The sequence below is a fragment of the Methanobrevibacter sp. genome (assembly GCF_015062935.1).
Classification (GTDB): Archaea; Methanobacteriota; Methanobacteria; order Methanobacteriales; family Methanobacteriaceae; genus Methanocatella.
In genome coordinates this window covers 1-18615 of the sequence record NZ_SUTM01000002.1, presented here as the reverse complement: position 1 = coordinate 18615, position 18615 = coordinate 1, and the positions used below count along the sequence as shown (strand labels likewise).

The following is an 18615-nucleotide window of genomic DNA, read 5'->3' as shown; positions in this document are numbered from 1 at the left end:
ATGAGATAAAATATATTTAAATATTTTTAAATTTAATTTGAGTAAAGAATTTTAAAAAATAATTAAAATTAACAAGAATTTTGTAAAAAAAGGAAAAATTTTGAACAGTTAATTATTTTCTGCACGATATTTTCTATAAAATCCGATAAACAAGAAAATCCACAGTAAAATAAACAGAACATTGAAAATTGATAAATCCTCATCGATTATTTCTTTTTTGACTTCTTTAGTTATTTCATATGCTTTTCCACCTTCACCGCTTCCGCCCTCGCTTGATGAAGACTGAGCACTTGAGGAAGAATCCGCCGCATTAGCTGTCATTCCCACAGAAGCCAAATTATTAACACTTGAACTGTTGGATTTGCTTAAACTATTCGGATTTACAGTATTACCATTGACAGAAGTTCTACTGTTTCCTGATGATTCATATGGACTTACACCATCACCATCACCGAAGTTTCCACCCCAATTTCCATTGTTGTTTCCGCTTGGCCAGTTTCCATTGAAATTAAAACCATTTGAACCAGTGCCCTGAGATGATAGAGTATCACCAGTCAATGTGGATCCAGTATGTGTACCGGAACCTGTTGAAGAAGGAGTTGACTGCTGTGAGTCTCCATTGCCTTTATTTGGATTGTTTCCAGAATTTCCATTACCATTGACCACAACAGATTCCCAGTCTATTCTTTGACCGGACCATGTTCTAAATCTAATATTTTCTTGCATGAATACCGAATCATCAGGCCCTCCAGTTGATCCCCACCAGTTTCCACGGGCATCAATCTTTGAACTTCCTGAAACTCCATACCTTCCGGAAAATGTGGAACCTCTCGGAGCGGTATTGTCATATATATTGGAATTTTTAATTGCAAAATTTCCCCCAACAATAAATGCTCCACCATATTCCAGCGCATTATTTCCAGCGACGGTTACATTGAACATGTCCGCATTGTTTTCCACATGACCATATGATGAATATGAAGTATATTGAAGAGCCCCACCATATTTTGCGGAATTATTGACTATTTCAGTGTTGAATATTTCAAAGTTACCGAATATGTCCAATCCACCACCCTGTTCACCGGCACGGTTATCACTAAATATGCATTTTTCAATTGATGAGTTGAGTGACTGGACACATATTGCACCCCCATTGCTTTCAGCAAGATTATGCATAAAAGTATCATTATACAAATTAAATTGACTTAAAGCTCCAAAAATGGCCCCTCCCTCTGCATGAATATTATATAGGCTTCCACCATACCTGTCATCCACCAACATGCTCAAGTTACCGCAAGAAGTGTTTTTAGCTTCATTGTTTGTAAATACTGAATTTTCAATGTTTAAAATAGAAGTTGGAGAATATACTATTTTTCCACCTCCCCAAGAGTAATCCAAATTATGTGATGAATAATAGTTTTGAGTTGTTAAGATGTTGCTGTCATACGCTATTGCACCACCATATTTAGCGGTATTACTGTCAAACAATGAATTGTTAATGTTTAAAACAGTGTTGGAAAATATTGCGCCACCCATTCCAGGCAAAACCTCACATGTTGACAGATATCTATATCTCAATCCTGCAAGGTTAGGATATTCCTGATAAATGATTTTTTTAATGGAGCAGAAATCAAGTGTTTGAATAGCCAAATTGTCTTTAAATTCACAGTCTTCAATGATAAATCCACTGTTGGAATTTGTATAAATGGCCCCACCGTGGACACCTGTGTTATTGCATATTAATGAGTTTTTAATAGTGGTTTTACCAAAATCAGCAATAGCCCCACCCTTATGTGCAAAGTTATCATAAAGTGTAGATGAACTTATGAATAGCTCTCCACGATTAAGAATGGCACCACCAACACCCAAATCTGAACAGTTATAGCTGTACATCTCATATTTATTGTACTTGCCTTTGTATGAAAATACTGGGTTTGAATTGTCATAATAAGAAGATGAATTGTAGATTAGGGAATTATTAATCATTAGTGTTCCCAGATTGTTAAAAAGTGATCCTCCCTCAACACTGAATCCGTTGAATATTTTCAGGGAATTTACAGACAAAATTCCTCTTTTCTTAATATTGAATAGCTGGCTGTTTAAAGCGTTAATGTAAGTGTTTCCTTCCATATTAATGGCTGTTAATGTAACATTCTTATCAACAGTAATGTTTGATTCATTATACATTCCAGGCAGTACGTATATAATCGCTCCGCTTAAACATTTTTCAATTGCTTTCTTGATTGTTGGATAAGGATTGTCAAAGCTTCCATTTCCATTGGCAGTGCCGTTCACAGATACATAAATGACAACAGGGACATTATCCTGAACTGTATTGTTTATGGCTTTAACCGCATCATCACCTCTTTTAAATCCGTTTGATGAAGTCAAATAATTATTTGTAACTGTGTTGTTTTCTGAAACAATTACAACAGCATAGTCCTGACCTTCTTTTGATGATGAAACAATTCTATTGAACTTGATTTCATTATCTGACGAGTTATCATAATAAATAGCAATAGGATTGCCGTTCAAACTATTAATCAATACATTGTTATTATAAATTTTATCATCAGACACATTATTTGCAAAATAAAGATAAGCGTCGTCAGTTGCATTGATGCAGATGACATTACCGAAAATTTTGCTTGCGTAAGATGAAACTGAAGAAATTATCTTGAAATTGGACCCCACAGCATCAAAGGAATTATTCAATATATTGGTTTCCTTTGATTTACTGATAAGAATAATTACGGCATCAGTTGAATTGACATTTAACTCATTTGACTCAAAAGTATCATTCAAACATCCATTAAAGATTATGGATTCCCCTTTAACTTCAAATGAATTGTTTGAAATTCTGTTATTCAAACCATGTTCATCTGTGATTTTTGAATCTATGAAATTATTTGAAGTAATTGTTATATCTGAAACGTTCTTTAATATAATATTTGCACTATTGAAATCAAATCCTGTGATTACTGATTTATCAGACCCATTAGACAATATTAAAATAGCTCCAAAATCATTTAAGTGAGAATATGGTTTCATTAAAACTGAAACATCAATATTCATTACTTTTGAATCTGTGAAATTTTTAAATAATATCCCATCTCCAGTTTTTATAATGCCTGAAATCAGTTTTCCATTCTCATCAAAGTATAGGCCATAGTTATTGTTTGAGATAACAAACGCGTTAGAATTTATTTTTGAAATTTGTGAACTTAAATTAGTAATTATTTCACAATTTTGAGCATCAATAATGTTATTTTCAAACTTATCAACCTGTGATTGTCTTGTAAGATAAATCGCTGAATTGCCCTTACCAAGCGCATCACCCGCATATCCATCAGTCAGATTTCTTCCAACAACAAGGATTTCATTACAGTTAATTGTCGAACTTGAATTATACAACCCGATAGCATAAACACCATTGGAGGTTCCTTTTAGATAATTATTCATTATTTTACAATTGTTCGCCCTATAAAGTTCGATCAAATAGCTCATTTCCTTTGAATTGAGAATGATAGTATTTGATTCAATATTCACATCATATGGTCTTTCAAAGACATCACAGACAGCTACACCATATGCTGAACCGTCAGACATTATGTTAATGGTATTTCCTGTAACACTGCTTTCAACCAGTGCATCAAAATACATTGCCTCAGCTATGCCTGAAGATTTGATTAGAATGTTATTGTTTGAAATGTTGAAATTACTTGAAATCCTTTTAACCAAGATGTATTGTGGCTCTGAAACGCAAATCGCATATGTCACATATGCATTTGAATTTACGAATATTGAATTGCCTGTGATATTGCAAAAATCACATCCCCTAACAACTGAAATTGTTTTGCTTTCAAAAACATCCCCTGCCAATACTGTAAATTCATTGTCCTTAACCACGACATTTTCTACACAGTCAAGGACAATACTTTCCTTATCGAAGCTGTAAAACTTGAAATCTCTAATTGTTGAATCAGATGCATCACCTGTCAATGTTATTGTAACATTATATAACAGATTAGCTTGCTTGTTACTTGTCAAGGTGATTGGATCTGTAAAATAAAGATTCTTGTTTGTCAGAAATGTTAAAAACAAAATTCTTTGTGAATTCGCTTTGAAATTGTATTTCAAATATCCTTCATCGTCAAAATAATCATAAAAATTACTGTCATCAATCACCAATATTTCAGTATCCTTGATGACACCATTGATGGTATTGTCTGCAATCTGACCGGGATTTCTATCATTCAAAGTCATGTACATATCAACATGGAATGCATCACTTTCGTTTGTTTCTACATAATTATCTGATATTGTGGTGTTGTAGACATAACCTTCGATATAAACACCATATTTATCACTGTAAATCTTGTTTGAGCTAATAGTATTGTTATAGACTTTTGATTTTTCATTTTTAGATACACTGGAAATACCGTTGGCTTTTGTATGGATAATGTTGTTTGATACAAAGGAATTGTTTCCATTGAGTAAAATACCATCATCACCTAAAACATAAATCCTATTTCCAGATATGTTTGAGTTGTTTGAACCGTCAGAGATTCCAACACCATATTTTGACAATTTTATTGTGTTATCATATACATTAGCTCCACGACCAATTGAAATTGCCTTATAAAGATTATCATAAACAATAGTATTGTTAAAAACATCTGCATTATCAACATATTTCATTTCATCCGGAAAAATTGTTATACCAGCATTCATTGATGAACCTGTGATGAAATTGTCCGAAATGACTACACCATTGGCGCCTGCAATAATTGAAGTGGTACAGTTTACAATTGTATTTCCAGATATTCGGACATTATTAGCCTTTCCGGACATTGATATACCAATATCTCCGTTGACAATAGTATTATTGATGATTGAAGTATTATCAGATTGTCCCATCAAATTGAGGGTCCATTCCATCATATCGTTTACATCCACATTTTTTATGAAATTGTTGGAGATATAAGTTCCAACACAATCTGCAGGACCGTCATAATCGGCATGACCATAAGGATTCATATAAATAATATTAGATACAGTGGATAAATGCAAGGTTTTGGCTTCCAAACGGTTATATGAGATATTATTGTAGTCACACATTCCCATCAGAATACAGGATGTGAATGTTGAGACTATATCATTGTATAAAATTCTGTTTCTGCTTGAATATCCCATCGGAATCGCATAGCATCCTTCAGTACCTGGAATGCGAATGGTGTTATTATAGATTAGATTGTCGCTTGAATTTGAAAACCAAACCCCATGCAACTTGCAAACAAACAATCCATCAATATACAAATCCCCTTTTGTATTGTTAATTACCAAGTTGGTAATGTTGGATCCGCTACTTCCCTGAACCAGATGAATAACTCCATTGCTGATTTCGCAATCGGAAGATAAAGGCATGATATTTAAAGGCCTGTCAATAACGAAAGCCTTATTAGAAACATTGCCCATCTTAATGGTATTGACAGATGGACTTAATGTATCTTTAATTGTACCAGTATACCGATTGAAGTAATTATCATAATTATCATCAGTTATAACTATTTCAGACTCGCCACTTCCAATTGATGCATCATCGATAGGAATTTCTTCAATTTCAGATGCAATATCAAGTGTTAAAGTTGAATTGTCACCGTCGGCAGCATAAACACCGCCAATAGCACAGAAGATGATTAAACTTATCAAACCAATCATTAAAATTCTGTTATTCATTTAATCACCTTCACTGTATTTTTCACGGTCCAACCTGCATAAGTTGTTTTTATTGTATATTTTCCTTTATTAAGTTTGATGTTTAGCTTAGCAATACCCTTGCTGTTGGTTTTAACATTATAAGTTTTTTTATTAATAGTAAATTTGACTGTTGCCTTTTTGGCAATCTTACCATTGGCGTTAAGGATTTTTGCTTGGAAATTAATCTTTTTTGAAACTTTAACTTTTTTATTTGAAGTGATTATTCTGGTCTTGACAGTGATTTTATTGGAGTGCTTTTCACCTGTTTTTGTATTCCAGGTCGTTATTGTATATTTTCCAGGATTCAAATTGATTTTTAGGGTTGCAACTCCTTTTGCATTTGTCTTGACTGAATAAGTTTTACCTTTTAAGGTGAATTTCACCTTGGTATTTTTCAATAGTTTTCCCTTCTTGTCTTTAAATGTTGCCTTAAAGTTTGCAGAGCCTTTGTAATACTTGACAAGATTAGATGAGACTATAGTTGATAAGACATTAACGTCATACTTTTCAACCTGACCTGTAACTGTATTTAAGATATTCAGGTCATAACTGCCAGCATTCAAGTAAATAGGCAATGTGGCAATTCCACATTCATCTGTTTTAACCTTATATGTGACTCCGTTAATGTTTAAAAGCACATCAGTGCCATTTAAGGCATTATCGCTAAAGTCTGAAAATGTTGCATACATTACGGTCTTTCCGTTATAATACTTAGTAACGTTACTGCTTACAAGAGTTGTCAAAACAGTGATATTGTTAGAAACACTTCTGTACTCATCAGGATAGTTTCCCTGATAAAATGCAGTAATGTTATACTCGCCAGGACCAAACCATACTTCAAAGACTGCAAATCCATCACCATCGGTGGTTTCATTATAAGTTTCATTGTTGAATATGAAATTGACAGTCTTTCCAACCATAGGACGGCCCAATGCATCAAACAGTGCAACATAATAATGGGTGCCGTTATGGTATGATTTAACTACATCATGAGATACCAAATAAACCGGTTCTCCTGAAACACGAATATGGTTGGTAGCATATGCCTTTGTCAGGTTGCTTGATCCTGCAAATTTCGCTTTGACTTCAAAAGCTCCGGGATTGAATAAAACATTCAATACTGCCCTTCCCCGACTATCAGTTGTTGAATAATATTTATTTCCTTTTACACTAAATTCCACAGTTGCATTTTCAATGAAATCACCATCAACAGTCTTTAAAATGACATAATATGCATTGCCATAACTGTTGACTATTTCCGCATCACTGCCGAAGAGTATTGTTTCTGTAACGTTTTCCAAAGGAGAGACATAAATATTGTTTGTATTGAAGCTTTCAAAGTAGATGTTATTGCCTGCATAGTATGCTCTTGCAGTATATGTACCATAAGTTAAGTTCAGGTAAAATATCGCTTCACCATTTTGATTAGTATAAGATTCATAGCTTCCTATAACATTATTCTCTGCATCAGTGATATTTAAAACAATTTGAGAGGATTTGAGAGGATTTTCCAAAGCATCAACAAGTAAAACTTTATAATTGAATGATTTGCCTTCAGCTGCATGGACTTCATTTGTCTCTAAACCAGTGATTGTTTTTGAATCGTCAACGACCAAGATTGTAGCGTTGGTGCTTGATGAAACATAATTGACATTTTCAAATTCACATTCCACATTATGATATCCCAAATCAAGATTTAAAGGCAATTTTGCAACTCCAAAGCTGTTTGTAGAAACATTATATGATTTGCCATCGACTTTTATGGTCACAGGCAAATTGGAAATGGCAACACCATTCTTGTTTAGAAGTTTCACTTCAAAGTTTCTATTATCTCCCTGTTTTACAATCATGTCTGATGCAACAAGGCTTGTCGGCATCCTGAATATTGTAATAGTATTTGACTTTGAACTGTAAATGTTATAAAACTCATTTTCATATTTGTATGTGACATTATATGTTCCAGGCCCCAGAGTAATCTGAACACGGACATTACCCAATGCATCGCTTTCAGCATTAATCGCCTTTGAAAAATCACCTGAAGAAATTACGACAGGAATAATCATTCCTTCAACTGAAAGCTTGTTGGTATCATTGAATAAAATTGTAAAGTATCCATTTTCACCGTAATATGCAGTGTAGTCACTTCCATCAAGATAGACCTTACCTACACTTACGCTGTGACTCACTTCAACTGTTGCGGCTCCGGTTGATGGCTTATACCATGTGCTGCCCCCATAATTCATTATTGCAAAGTAGATGTTTTCAACTGCATCTATTTTGAAGTTTGCCTCTCCGTTTGCATCGCTGGTTGCATTGTATGTTTTGTACAATCCATCTTCATATAACTCAAGTGTTAATTTTTCACCTGAAACCCTTTTGCCGTACATGTCCTTTAAAATAACTGAAAATACACCGTTTTCAGGAATTTTCGCATGGGATTTGAAGTTGAATGTTATGAATACCTTTTGAATGTCCAAGCTTGATTTTACATTTGCCGGACCATAAACGTTATCGCCTGCAAAGCTTGCCTCAACATCGTAAATTCCAGGAAGCAGGTTAATGTTGATTGATCCTACACCATTTTCCACCTTTATCTTAAAATCAGCTGAATCTGTCGCATTTGATATTTTCAGGTTAATTGTTTCATCTGAAATCCTGTTTCCGTAAATGTCTGTGAATGTGAACTCATAGTCATTTCCTCTTCCATAGAATGTAATGTTTGGAAGTGTCAATGTAGTATTTACAGGATTGACTGTAACATATGAGTATGAATAGCTTGGCTTATACCAGTCATCACCCAGGTAATCCCATTTGGCAATATAGTCGCCGGTTTCAAGGGACAATGATGTTTCTGCCTGACCATTAGTTCCGGTCATTACATTAACACTTGCAAGCAATTTGTCTTTTGAGTTGTAAATTTCCAATACAATTGACTGGTTAAGTAGCTTTTTTCCAAGCTCATCAGTTAAAATTGCATAAAACCTGTTGTTCTTACCCCAATATGTAAAATTATGTGAATATATTGAAGTTGCAATTGATGATATGTTTATAACAGCTTGTGAAGAGGATTTTTCAAAGTATCCGTTTCCGTAATATATCACTTCAATATTGTACATTCCCACCGGATAGTCGACATTTAAATATGAAACTCCATTTTCATCAGTTGTTAATGTGTAAGGCTCCATGAATCCGTTTTTTGATTTGACAACAATGTCTAAAAGCTGGTTTGAAATCTTATGACCGTTGACATTTATTAAAGTAATCTTATACTTATTGTCCTTGCCGTAGAAGGTCACGTCATCTATCAATATCAATGTTGAGTTGTTGTAAACTGTCAGACTTAATTTCTGATTGTCCACCACAACATACACATCAAAATCTAAAGTTGTATTTTTAACCAAATGAGCCACCGCATAATTATCCTCCAAATCAACAACAGGAGTGATTTCACCATTATCAGTTGTAAAATAAGCGATTCTTTTAGGCAATGTATGATTTAGCCTGTAAATGTTTTTATTATCATCAACCACATTATCCAGTGATGCGATAATCCTGTCACCTTCCGAAGTCAGATTTAAAATCACCCAATTTTCAAGAGTTAAATTACCGACGAACACCTGAACTTTTGAATCATCAGGCTTTTGATTTGACCCCCACCAATTGCCTGAAGCATTCAAATTGCCCTTATACAAAAATATGTCACTTGGACCGTAAAGACCTGTGTTATTGATAAAAACACAGTAATGAACTTCACTAGGCTCTGACAATACTCCGAAAGCACCGGTATTTTTAATAAATACACTATTATATACTTTATCTGATTGAATTACCCTTTGCACATATGTATTTGATGGAAGCTGATTACCATAAAAGTAAGAGTTATTGATTAAATCATAAGCCTTAATAAAATTTTGAGAAGGGTAGCTACTACTAGAATAAGAACCCACAATAGGATCAGCAGTATTGTTAATGAAAGATGAATTATTAATTATATCACATACAGCAATGTTTCCCCTATTTTTATAAAAATAACATGAATCAATAACAGAATATCTTATATGATTTAATGAGTCACCAATATTTAAAAGAAAACGTGACGGATTGATGCAATTATTATTAACAAAGGAGGTATTGTAAAAGTAAATTTTTTTATTTTTTCCATTAACTTCAACACTTACTAAATAATTTGTAATGTTTTCAAATCTTGAATTCAAAATATCAATACTGGAGTCAACATTGATAATGTCCCTAACATGATATTCACTGGCTTCATTTAAAAATTGAGTATTATTTACACAAATATAATTTGAATTTCCATAGATAGCTCCACCAACAAATCTATCAAAAGTAACATTATCCAAATAGATTGAATCTGACCGGTTGGCATAGATTATACCGAAATTAATCGGAATGTCATAAAAATTGGAATTTTTAACATTGACCTGCCCGCCGTTTATATAAATAAGAGCATCAGTATAAGCCTGATTAAAAGTTGTAAAATTAAAATTATCAATGTTTAAGATACCCTTCTCATCAACTATGAAAATATTTCTGGCATTAGGCCTTGAGAGTACTGCATTACCCAATCCAACAAAATATAACTCTTTTGAGATTTGTAAATTTGCATTCCAGCTTAAGGTATACACCCCTTCCATTACATAAATTGTATTTCCACTGAATGCCACTGAAACTGCCTTTGACAATGTCTTAAATGGATTTTCAGGTGATCCGTCACAGAAATAATCGTTACCAGTGTCATTTGAAACATACCAGGTGTAATTTGTATATCCCTCACCAACGGCAAACCTCAGCATCTGATTGTCGACCTTTGCATATATCATCGTATTTAAATTATTTCCAATCAATTCTGTTTTATATGATCCATTGACCAGATAACCCTGAGCCTGCTTGAAGCTGCCCATTTCAGTTTCCAGTTTGACTAATCTTTGGTTTACATCACAAGCGTCTTTCAAGTCAAAAACATTGCTGCCGTCAGTATATTTGACAAAGTCAACTGAAACCATATTGTCAGCGCAATCTAAAGCCATTACTATCCAATATTTTGCTGTTAATTTCGCATATGAATTTTTTTCTACACGAGGACCCCTATTATCTCCCCACCAGTTATAATTGGCATCGACATTGCTGTCCACCATGGCAAAAATCCTATCAAGAATTGTTGAATAGGTTACGGATGCATTTGAATAGTCAAACCATAAAATCCCGTTAAAGAAGGAAGACTTTATGGTTACATTGGAATAAAATGCCCTAAATGAATACTGAGTTTTTCCGCTGTCATTGAAAAATGTTGAATTCTGAATAATTGCATTTGTATACCACAATTCATCTTCATTAGGGTCTACAAACGAATTGTTGACGACCAATAACGAATTGTTTGAAACCCTCAAGGACATTACGTGTGACCTGTCAATGACAGAGCAGATGTCCATGTCATAACTCCTATTGGAAATAAATGCACTGAGATATGAATTTGTAACATTCATGTTTCTGTTGTTGTAGACAGTAGAAACGAATCTTGAATTTGAAATTACACATTCACCAATGTTTGTGACAAATTCCCCTCTGGAAGGATTGTTTCTGATTTGCTTTATAATCCAAACCTGAAAACCAATGTTGCCAGCTTCTCCAAATACTGATTTCCAGTCGATTGATAGTTTGGATTCGGAAATGTTGTCAAGGGTCAATGAATTCTTATTCAATATTGCGCCGCTGATTGTTGTGAAATTGTAAAAATTGCAATTGCTGATTTTCAAATCACCCTCATTTACAATAGGTGAAAGTGCACCTTCAAGGTCAGCAAAACCATTAATAAATCTGATATTGTTCAGGACAAGTGAAGAGTTGCCATTTACCATGAATATATTCTGTGAAAGCTTACCGTTTCCACCGTCAATGGTAACATCACCTAAACCGGTTATTGAGATTGATCTGTTTGTTATCTCATATCCTGTAGAGTTATAGACACCACTTTTCAAATAGATGTTGGCATTGTCAGATGCCTTTTCAATAGTGTAGTTAAGTGTCTGGTAGGGATTGTCTAGAGATCCGTCTCCAAGGCTGTCGCTGCCGTCAACACTTACATATATATCTTCACTTAAACTGACTGTCTCATTTTCAGCAAATGCAACATTTACGGTCAGCACCAGTGATATAATGGCTAAAATCAGCACTATTCTTTTCAAATTTATTACCTCAACAAATATAACTGATATATTATATATTTTAAATGATATTTAAATTTACAATAAAGTTGATAAAAAATTAAGACTTATTTTAGAAAAAAGTTGATATAAAATAACGATTAAAATTAAGCATATGAGTTTTATAAAAAAATACAACACAATATTTAAAACCGTGGACAATGTGTTGAAGCTATACAAAATCTACAAGAAAAAGGATGATAAAACTAAAGAGGACAAGAAATGAAGATAACTTTCTGGAGTGATTTCAACTGTCCCTATTCATACATCGGCATTAAGAGGCTGACTGATGCCTTAAACGAGCTTAATTTAGATTTCGAACTTAATATGAAACCTTTTGAGCTTTACCCGACTATGTTTGACGAGCCGACCAATTCAATGACAACGGAGTATGTTATTAAATACGGCATTAGCCCGCAGGAGGCCAAAGAAAAGATTTCAGAAGTTGAAAGGATTGCACTGGATGACGGAATTAATATGAATTACGCCGACATGCAGATTACATCTTCAAGAAATGCCCACAGGCTCATCAAGCACGTGCAGAACAGACATCCTGAAGTGCTGACAGATCTAATTTTTAAAATCTTTGAATCCAACTTCACTAAAAATCAAAAAATAGCCGACATCGACGTTTTAACAGGAATTGCAGAGCAGGTAGGTTTAAGTGAAAGTGAAATTAGGGATATGCTTTCAGGCGAATCCTATAATTTTGAAGTGCAGATTGACGAGGAGGACGCAATAGTAATGGGCGTCGATGCAATTCCATTATATATTCTTGCATATAATGAGGAGCAGCTGACTATTCCGGGAGCCTATGAAAAAATCGATTTCAAAATAGCTCTTGAAGACATGATAAGCGGCAAGCTTGCATCCAAGACCTTTCTTTAAGAAAATATTTAACCAGATTTGGATAAAGTTTTTTCAACAAACTCCGGAGAAACCTTAGCCAAAATCACTATATCCTCTTTTTTAATACCCTTCTCATCCATATTCCTAACAATCTCTTCTGTCTTTTCATCAACTTTCCTTTGAGCATAATCCTCAACTATCTTCATATTGCCACCAACCAAATTTGAAATTGTTGTATTAAGGGATTCATCCTTAACGAACCTGTCACATATACATTAAGCAATGCCCTTTCTTAAATCAGCAAAATTGTTATAATAACCTACTGAAAACACAATTTCAATTCTTCATTGAAAATTAAAACTTATTAAAAGAAATTATTTAGATAAAGTTTTTTCAACAAACTCAGGAGAAACCTTAGCCAAAATCGCTATATCCTCTTTTTTAACACCCTTCTCATCCATATTCCTAACAATCTCTTCTGTCTTTTCATCTACTTTCCTTTGAGCATAATCCTCAACTATCTTCATATTGCCACCTACCAAATTTAAATTGTTGTATTAAGGGATTCATCCTTAACGAACCTGTCACATATACATTAAGCAATGCCCTTTCTTAAATCAGAAAAATTATTAGAATAACCTACTGAAAACACAATTTCAATTCTTCATTGAAAATTAAAACTTATTAAAAGAAATTATTTAGATAAAGTTTTTTCAACAAACTCAGGAGAAACCTTAGCCAAAATCGCTATATCCTCTTTTTTAACACCCTTCTCATCCATATTCCTAACAATCTCTTCATCCCGTTCTTTTAATTTTTCATCAACTTTCCTTTTCGCTACCCTTTGAGCATAATCCTCAACTATCTTCATATTGCCACCAACCAAATTTAAATTGTTGTATTAAGGGATTCATCCTTAACGAACCTGTCACATAACATTTAAGCAATGCCCTTTCTTAAATCAGAAAAATTATTAGAATAACCCACTGAAAACACAATTTCAATTCTTCATTGAAAATTAAAACTTATTAAAAGAAATTATTTAGATAAAGTTTTTTCAACAAACTCAGGAGAAACCTTAGCCAAAATCGCTATATCCTCTTTTTTAATACCCTTCTCATCCATATTCCTAACAATCTCTTCATCCCGTTCTTTTAATTTTTCATCAACTTTCCTTTGAGCATAATCCTCAACTATCTTCATATTGCCACCTACCAAATTTGAAATTGTTGTATTAAGAGATTCATCCTTAACGAACTTGTCACATAACATTAGCACCAATCCCTTAACAAATTGAGCAATGTCCATTTTTAAATCCGGAATATTGGTTATAGTAACTGCAGAATTTAATATACTATTTTCAATCCCATTTTCTGTTTTCATAAAACAAATTAAGCTTATTAAGAGCAATTCCTTTTCGCTTAACTGTTGATTGTTTGATATTTTGGTTTTCATCTTATTTAAAAATTCATCGCCGTCATAATTTTTTAGCGAATGAATATAGATGGTAAAAATTGAATCCTGATTTACCTTATAGAATTTTGTTTTTTCAGCTTCAACAGTGCTTAAAACATGCACTTCAATGTCCTTTTTGGATTTGTTCTTAATCTGGTCAAATAACGCACTGTATAGTCTGAATCTTCTTTTGTCTGACATGTCGACATATGAACTTTGAAATTATAGAATAATTATCTTATCCTCAAGTTCAAATACCATGTCGGGCTTGTACATTTTTGGATCTACAATACCGTATTCCGTTTGATGGACTTCAACTATTTTTCCTTCAATTCTGATAATTTCCATCAGTTCCTGTCCATATTCCTGACCCTGGATTTTAAATATGACGTCCTCGTGAAATTTCATGAAAAAGTAACACCTCCTAAAATTAAATTTATAGACTTTAATATAGAATTAAAAAGGATATAAATCTTTTGTTATGAATTTAAAGCAATATTATAATATAAAATAAAAAAAATATGTGCAAATCAATGTTTACCAGAGAAACAGTATTATTTACATCTTTTTTTAACAAGACAAATACAAAATTTATCCAAGCTCATCACATCTTTAAATACTAAAAAACAATAATATAAATCCATGATTTTGAATAAAACAAGTCAAAAACTAATTGATATTAAAATAATATGTTTAAATAATTTTTTTAAGCGTTTTAAAGGATTGATGGGAAAAAAGGATATTGATTTTGCAGTACTTTTCTGCAACATGAAGGATTCAGGAATACATACCCATTTCATGAGGTTTGAAATTGATGTTTATTTTATGGATGAAAACAAAATCGTGTTTGAAAAGGCCACTTTAAAGCCATGGAAATTTTATAGGCCTCAAAAAAAAGCAAAATATATTTTAGAGTCAAAAAAAGATAGGTTAAAAATAAAAACAGGGGATGAATTAGAATTTGTCTAATATCTCATCCGGAGTTTCAAATATCTGAATATTGTCAATATCTGAGAGTTTTCGAGTATTTTCAATGTCAATATCCCTCATATAGATTGTTATGACTTTTCCTTCGGAAATTGCATCGTTGGGACATGAATTTCTGCACAGTCCGCAGCCTATACATTTTGACAGGTCAATTTCCTCATGGGGAATGATTGCACCCTGTTCACAGACAAGTGCCGCAACGCAGTCATCACAGCCTTCACATTTTGAAAGCTCAAGTTTTGAAGGTAAAACTGTATCTATTGGTCCCGGATGAATGTCAACAGGAACCATATAGACCGGCACTGCCCCTTTTCCTGATTGGGCAACCGCATTTGTAACCAGTGTGTCTGCTATTCCGTAGACGATTTTGGAAACTGTGTTTGCTGTAGCCGGTGAGACTATAAGCAGGTCATATTTACCTATGGATAAACGGCCTGTAATTGGATATGAAAATTTTTGATTGGAATCAGTAGCCAGCTCACGGTATTTACCACCGGTTAAACGTTCTACACGTTCGTAAAGGCCATACATTTTAAGGACTTCTTCCGCCGCTCCTGACAGTAACACTGTAAGTTCATGTTCGCTTGCCAGCTTTTCGGCCAGGTGAACTGATTCCCTTAGTAGGTGTCCGGCTCCAGTAAATGCAAATGCGATTCTCATTTTAATCTATAATTTGTGATATTGGTAAGCGTCTCTGTCTGAGAATGCGTAATCCAGGGTTGTGTACTGGTTCATGAATTCTGCAACTTCATCTGCAATGTCTTCCTTGTCAACTGCTACACGTTTGATGAATGCTGCAACTTCTTCCATTTCTTTTTCTTTTAATCCACGTCTTGTGATTTCCTGAGTACCTATTCTGATACCGGATGGATTGTCGGAGTTGTCCCTGTCATCTCCAGGAAGGAGGTTTTTGTTTAGGATTACGTTATTGTCAGCAAGTTCTTTTGCAATGTCGGATGCTGATCTGATTGAGCTTAAGTCAACTGCAATCTGGTGGGACTGGGTGAATCCTAAGTCTTCGCATAACACGTCAAAACCAAGTTCATACATTGCCTGACCTAATGCCTGTGCGTTTTTGATGGTTTGTTTTGCGTATGCTTCACCGAACTCAAGCATTTCAGCGGTTGCTATACCTAAACCGAGCAAGTGGTGGAGGTGGTGGTTACTTACAACACCAGGGAACACTGCATTGTCGATTATTTCTTCGTTTTCCTTGTGGGATAGGATGATTCCTCCCTGTGGACCTGGGAATGTCTTGTGGGTACTTCCCATCATCACGTCAGCTCCTTCTTTTAGAGGTTGCTGGAATTGTCCTCCTGCAATCAAACCTAAAACGTGTGCACCGTCATACATTACAGTTGCGCCGACTTCATCAGCAGCTTCACGTGCTTCTTTTATTGGGTGAGGGAATAAGAATAGGCTTCCGCCGAAGAGGATTATTTTTGGTTTTTCTTCTAAAATTTTCTTGTTCATTGCATCGATGTCGATGTTCATTACGTTTTTGTCCAATGGGTGGAAAACTGTTTTAAGGCCTCTGATACCTGCTGCGCTAACATCTGCGTGGGAAATGTGTCCTCCGGAAGGAACTTCCAAAGCCATTACCTTTTCACCAGGTTTTGCAAATCCAAAGAATGCTGCAAGGTTTGCTGTTACTCCTGAAACTGGCTGTACGTTTGCATAGTCACAGTCATATACTTCACAGGAAAGCTTTTTGGTTTTGTCTTCAACCAAATCAACGTATTGGCATCCTTCGTAGAATCTTTCAAATGCCTGACCTTCAGCGTATCTGTGTGCAAAATCGGTTGCCAGTGCTTCTGTTACTTCAACGCTTGTAACGTTTTCGGAAGCGATTAAATTGATACTGTTTCTCATGTATTCAGTATGTTCTTTTGCAATTTTTTCAAAGTTTAAAATTTCGTCATGATAATTAGCCATTTATTACACCTAATATCCAATTATATATTTATGATTTAATTTTTGTTTATCTTCTAATATAAGAGTTATGAAAAACTGTATTTTAAATCAATTTTCAAAACTAAAATAACATAAACCAGCAGTGCAAATGCGATAATTAAAAACATTATTCCGAAAATAAATATTGACATTACACCCAGTCCGTCAACCAGAAATCCTCCGATAGCAATACCTATTGCAATTCCACCATTTAAAACGCTTAAAAATATGCCGTTTGCTAGTTCAGGGCTTTTTGGAAGAAGGGATGTTTCAATGTACTGGATAAGATTGTATCCCATTCCGTCCAAGATTCCAAAGATTAAAAATAAAACAAGAACCGGAATCAGATAATCGGCAAAGATAAACAGTCCCAAAAATACTGAAGCGCACACCAGCTGGAAAATAATCAGTGTTGCCTTGTCCTTGATGACTATGAGTTTTCCCCCAAGCCATGTTCCGAATATTGAAATCAGTCCATATGCGAAAAGGAATAAGCTTAATTTATGTGTGTAGATGTGGCTTACTGTCTGCAGGAAGTATGGCATGTAATTGTAGACTATGCTTGCTCCGATAGGCATCATTATAATTCCGACTGTGGCCAGTATAAATTCCTTGGATTTTACAGATGACAATGACATCTCATAGCTTTTTGATTTGCCCGGAACACTTGGGAAAAATATTATAATAAGCACCAGTGAAAGCAGATTAATCAAAAAAATCCATGCCATGGCTGCCTGATAGCCGAATACGCTTCCAAACCATGTAGTAATCGGAAGGCCTATGATACTTCCAACGGATATTCCAAGCAGTATTTTTGTAATGTAGTCCTGTCCTTCACCTTCCGGAGCAATCTCTTCACAGAATGTCAGCGCTACTGATATGAATGCAGGATAGAATACTGCAGACAGGATTCTGAAAAATGATGCAATGTAAATGCTTTTGGTAAAAATTATAAAAAGATTTGAAACTGCAAAAAGGGACAGTATGGAAACGAATGTGGTTTTTCTGCCCAGTTTTGAAAACAGAACAGGTATAAACAGCCCGGTAATTGCTATTGTAAATGTAAATGAACTTACATAAAGACCAGATATTGCAATTGATGTGTTAAAATACTCGGAAATCTGTGAGATGATTCCAATAATACTCAAGGGAGTGTTGATGCCTAATGTTGACAGCATCAGGATATATAAAAGTATTTTTGGATTCCTTTTCATTTTTATTCCTCTTAAATAATAATAGTTATACATACTGAATATGAAAAATTTATTCAAATAAATCAGATGATAAAAACAGTTTAAAATATGAAAGTTAGATTGAACTTCCACCAACTTTTAAGAAGTTGGGGATTCTCGATTTTTTAACATGCTCTTTGTTGAGTGGAATGTTAATA

The 18615-nt window shown here is 34.2% G+C and carries 12 protein-coding genes; 2 read left to right on the top strand and 10 right to left on the bottom strand.

Going from position 1 to position 18615, the window contains the following annotated elements; all coding sequences use genetic code 11:
• Positions 1 to 108: 108 nt before the first annotated feature.
• Positions 109 to 5739: a right-handed parallel beta-helix repeat-containing protein gene (locus tag E7Z81_RS00905; protein WP_292742988.1), complete on the bottom strand. Its 5631-nt coding sequence runs from the start codon at positions 5737 to 5739 to the stop codon at positions 109 to 111.
• Complete coding sequence (locus E7Z81_RS00900) at positions 5736 to 11963, bottom strand: hypothetical protein (protein WP_292742986.1); 6228 nt, start codon at positions 11961 to 11963, stop codon at positions 5736 to 5738. Before E7Z81_RS00900 ends, E7Z81_RS00905 begins: the two co-directional genes overlap by 4 nt.
• A 240-nt stretch (positions 11964 to 12203) precedes the next feature.
• Here E7Z81_RS00900 and E7Z81_RS00895 point away from each other — a divergent pair, with 240 nt between their 5' ends.
• The gene (locus E7Z81_RS00895) at positions 12204 to 12869 is read left to right on the top strand and encodes a DsbA family oxidoreductase (protein ID WP_292742984.1); all 666 of its coding nucleotides are present in this window, start codon (positions 12204 to 12206) and stop codon (positions 12867 to 12869) included.
• 8 nt (positions 12870 to 12877) lie between these two features.
• Here the strand turns inward: E7Z81_RS00895 and E7Z81_RS00890 are convergent, their stop codons facing one another.
• The 5 genes from E7Z81_RS00890 to E7Z81_RS00870 all read right to left on the bottom strand — a co-directional run bounded on the left by E7Z81_RS00890 (position 12878) and on the right by E7Z81_RS00870 (position 14693).
• Positions 12878 to 13036, bottom strand: a complete 159-nt coding sequence (locus tag E7Z81_RS00890; protein WP_292742982.1) for a hypothetical protein — start codon at positions 13034 to 13036, stop codon at positions 12878 to 12880.
• A 168-nt stretch (positions 13037 to 13204) separates the two neighbouring features.
• Positions 13205 to 13357, bottom strand: coding sequence for a hypothetical protein (locus tag E7Z81_RS00885; RefSeq protein ID WP_292742980.1), 153 nt, complete (start codon positions 13355 to 13357; stop codon positions 13205 to 13207).
• Positions 13358 to 13524: 167 nt separating this feature from the next.
• The gene (locus tag E7Z81_RS00880; protein ID WP_292742978.1) at positions 13525 to 13701 is read right to left on the bottom strand and encodes a hypothetical protein; all 177 of its coding nucleotides are present in this window, start codon (positions 13699 to 13701) and stop codon (positions 13525 to 13527) included.
• Positions 13702 to 13868: 167 nt separating this feature from the next.
• Positions 13869 to 14486: a hypothetical protein gene (locus E7Z81_RS00875; RefSeq protein ID WP_292742976.1), complete on the bottom strand. Its 618-nt coding sequence runs from the start codon at positions 14484 to 14486 to the stop codon at positions 13869 to 13871.
• Positions 14487 to 14507: 21 nt separating this feature from the next.
• Positions 14508 to 14693 carry a hypothetical protein gene (locus E7Z81_RS00870; RefSeq protein WP_292742974.1) on the bottom strand — a complete coding sequence of 62 codons (186 nt, stop codon included), beginning with the start codon at positions 14691 to 14693 and terminating at the stop codon, positions 14508 to 14510.
• A 234-nt stretch (positions 14694 to 14927) separates the two neighbouring features.
• On the opposite strand from E7Z81_RS00870, the gene E7Z81_RS00865 reads away from it, so the two are divergent.
• The gene (locus tag E7Z81_RS00865) at positions 14928 to 15254 is read left to right on the top strand and encodes a DUF192 domain-containing protein (RefSeq protein ID WP_292742972.1); all 327 of its coding nucleotides are present in this window, start codon (positions 14928 to 14930) and stop codon (positions 15252 to 15254) included.
• Here the strand turns inward: E7Z81_RS00865 and E7Z81_RS00860 are convergent.
• The 3 genes from E7Z81_RS00860 to E7Z81_RS00850 all read right to left on the bottom strand — a co-directional run bounded on the left by E7Z81_RS00860 (position 15240) and on the right by E7Z81_RS00850 (position 18439).
• Entirely contained in the window at positions 15240 to 15932 is a 693-nt protein-coding gene (locus E7Z81_RS00860) for a dihydromethanopterin reductase (acceptor) (RefSeq protein ID WP_292742970.1), read from the bottom strand. The genes E7Z81_RS00865 and E7Z81_RS00860 overlap by 15 nt on opposite strands.
• A 6-nt stretch (positions 15933 to 15938) precedes the next feature.
• Positions 15939 to 17207, bottom strand: coding sequence for a serine hydroxymethyltransferase (gene glyA, locus E7Z81_RS00855; protein WP_292742968.1), 1269 nt, complete (start codon positions 17205 to 17207; stop codon positions 15939 to 15941).
• Positions 17208 to 17272: 65 nt separating this feature from the next.
• Positions 17273 to 18439 carry an MFS transporter gene (locus tag E7Z81_RS00850; RefSeq protein ID WP_292742966.1) on the bottom strand — a complete coding sequence of 389 codons (1167 nt, stop codon included), beginning with the start codon at positions 18437 to 18439 and terminating at the stop codon, positions 17273 to 17275.
• Positions 18440 to 18615 lie beyond the last annotated feature (176 nt).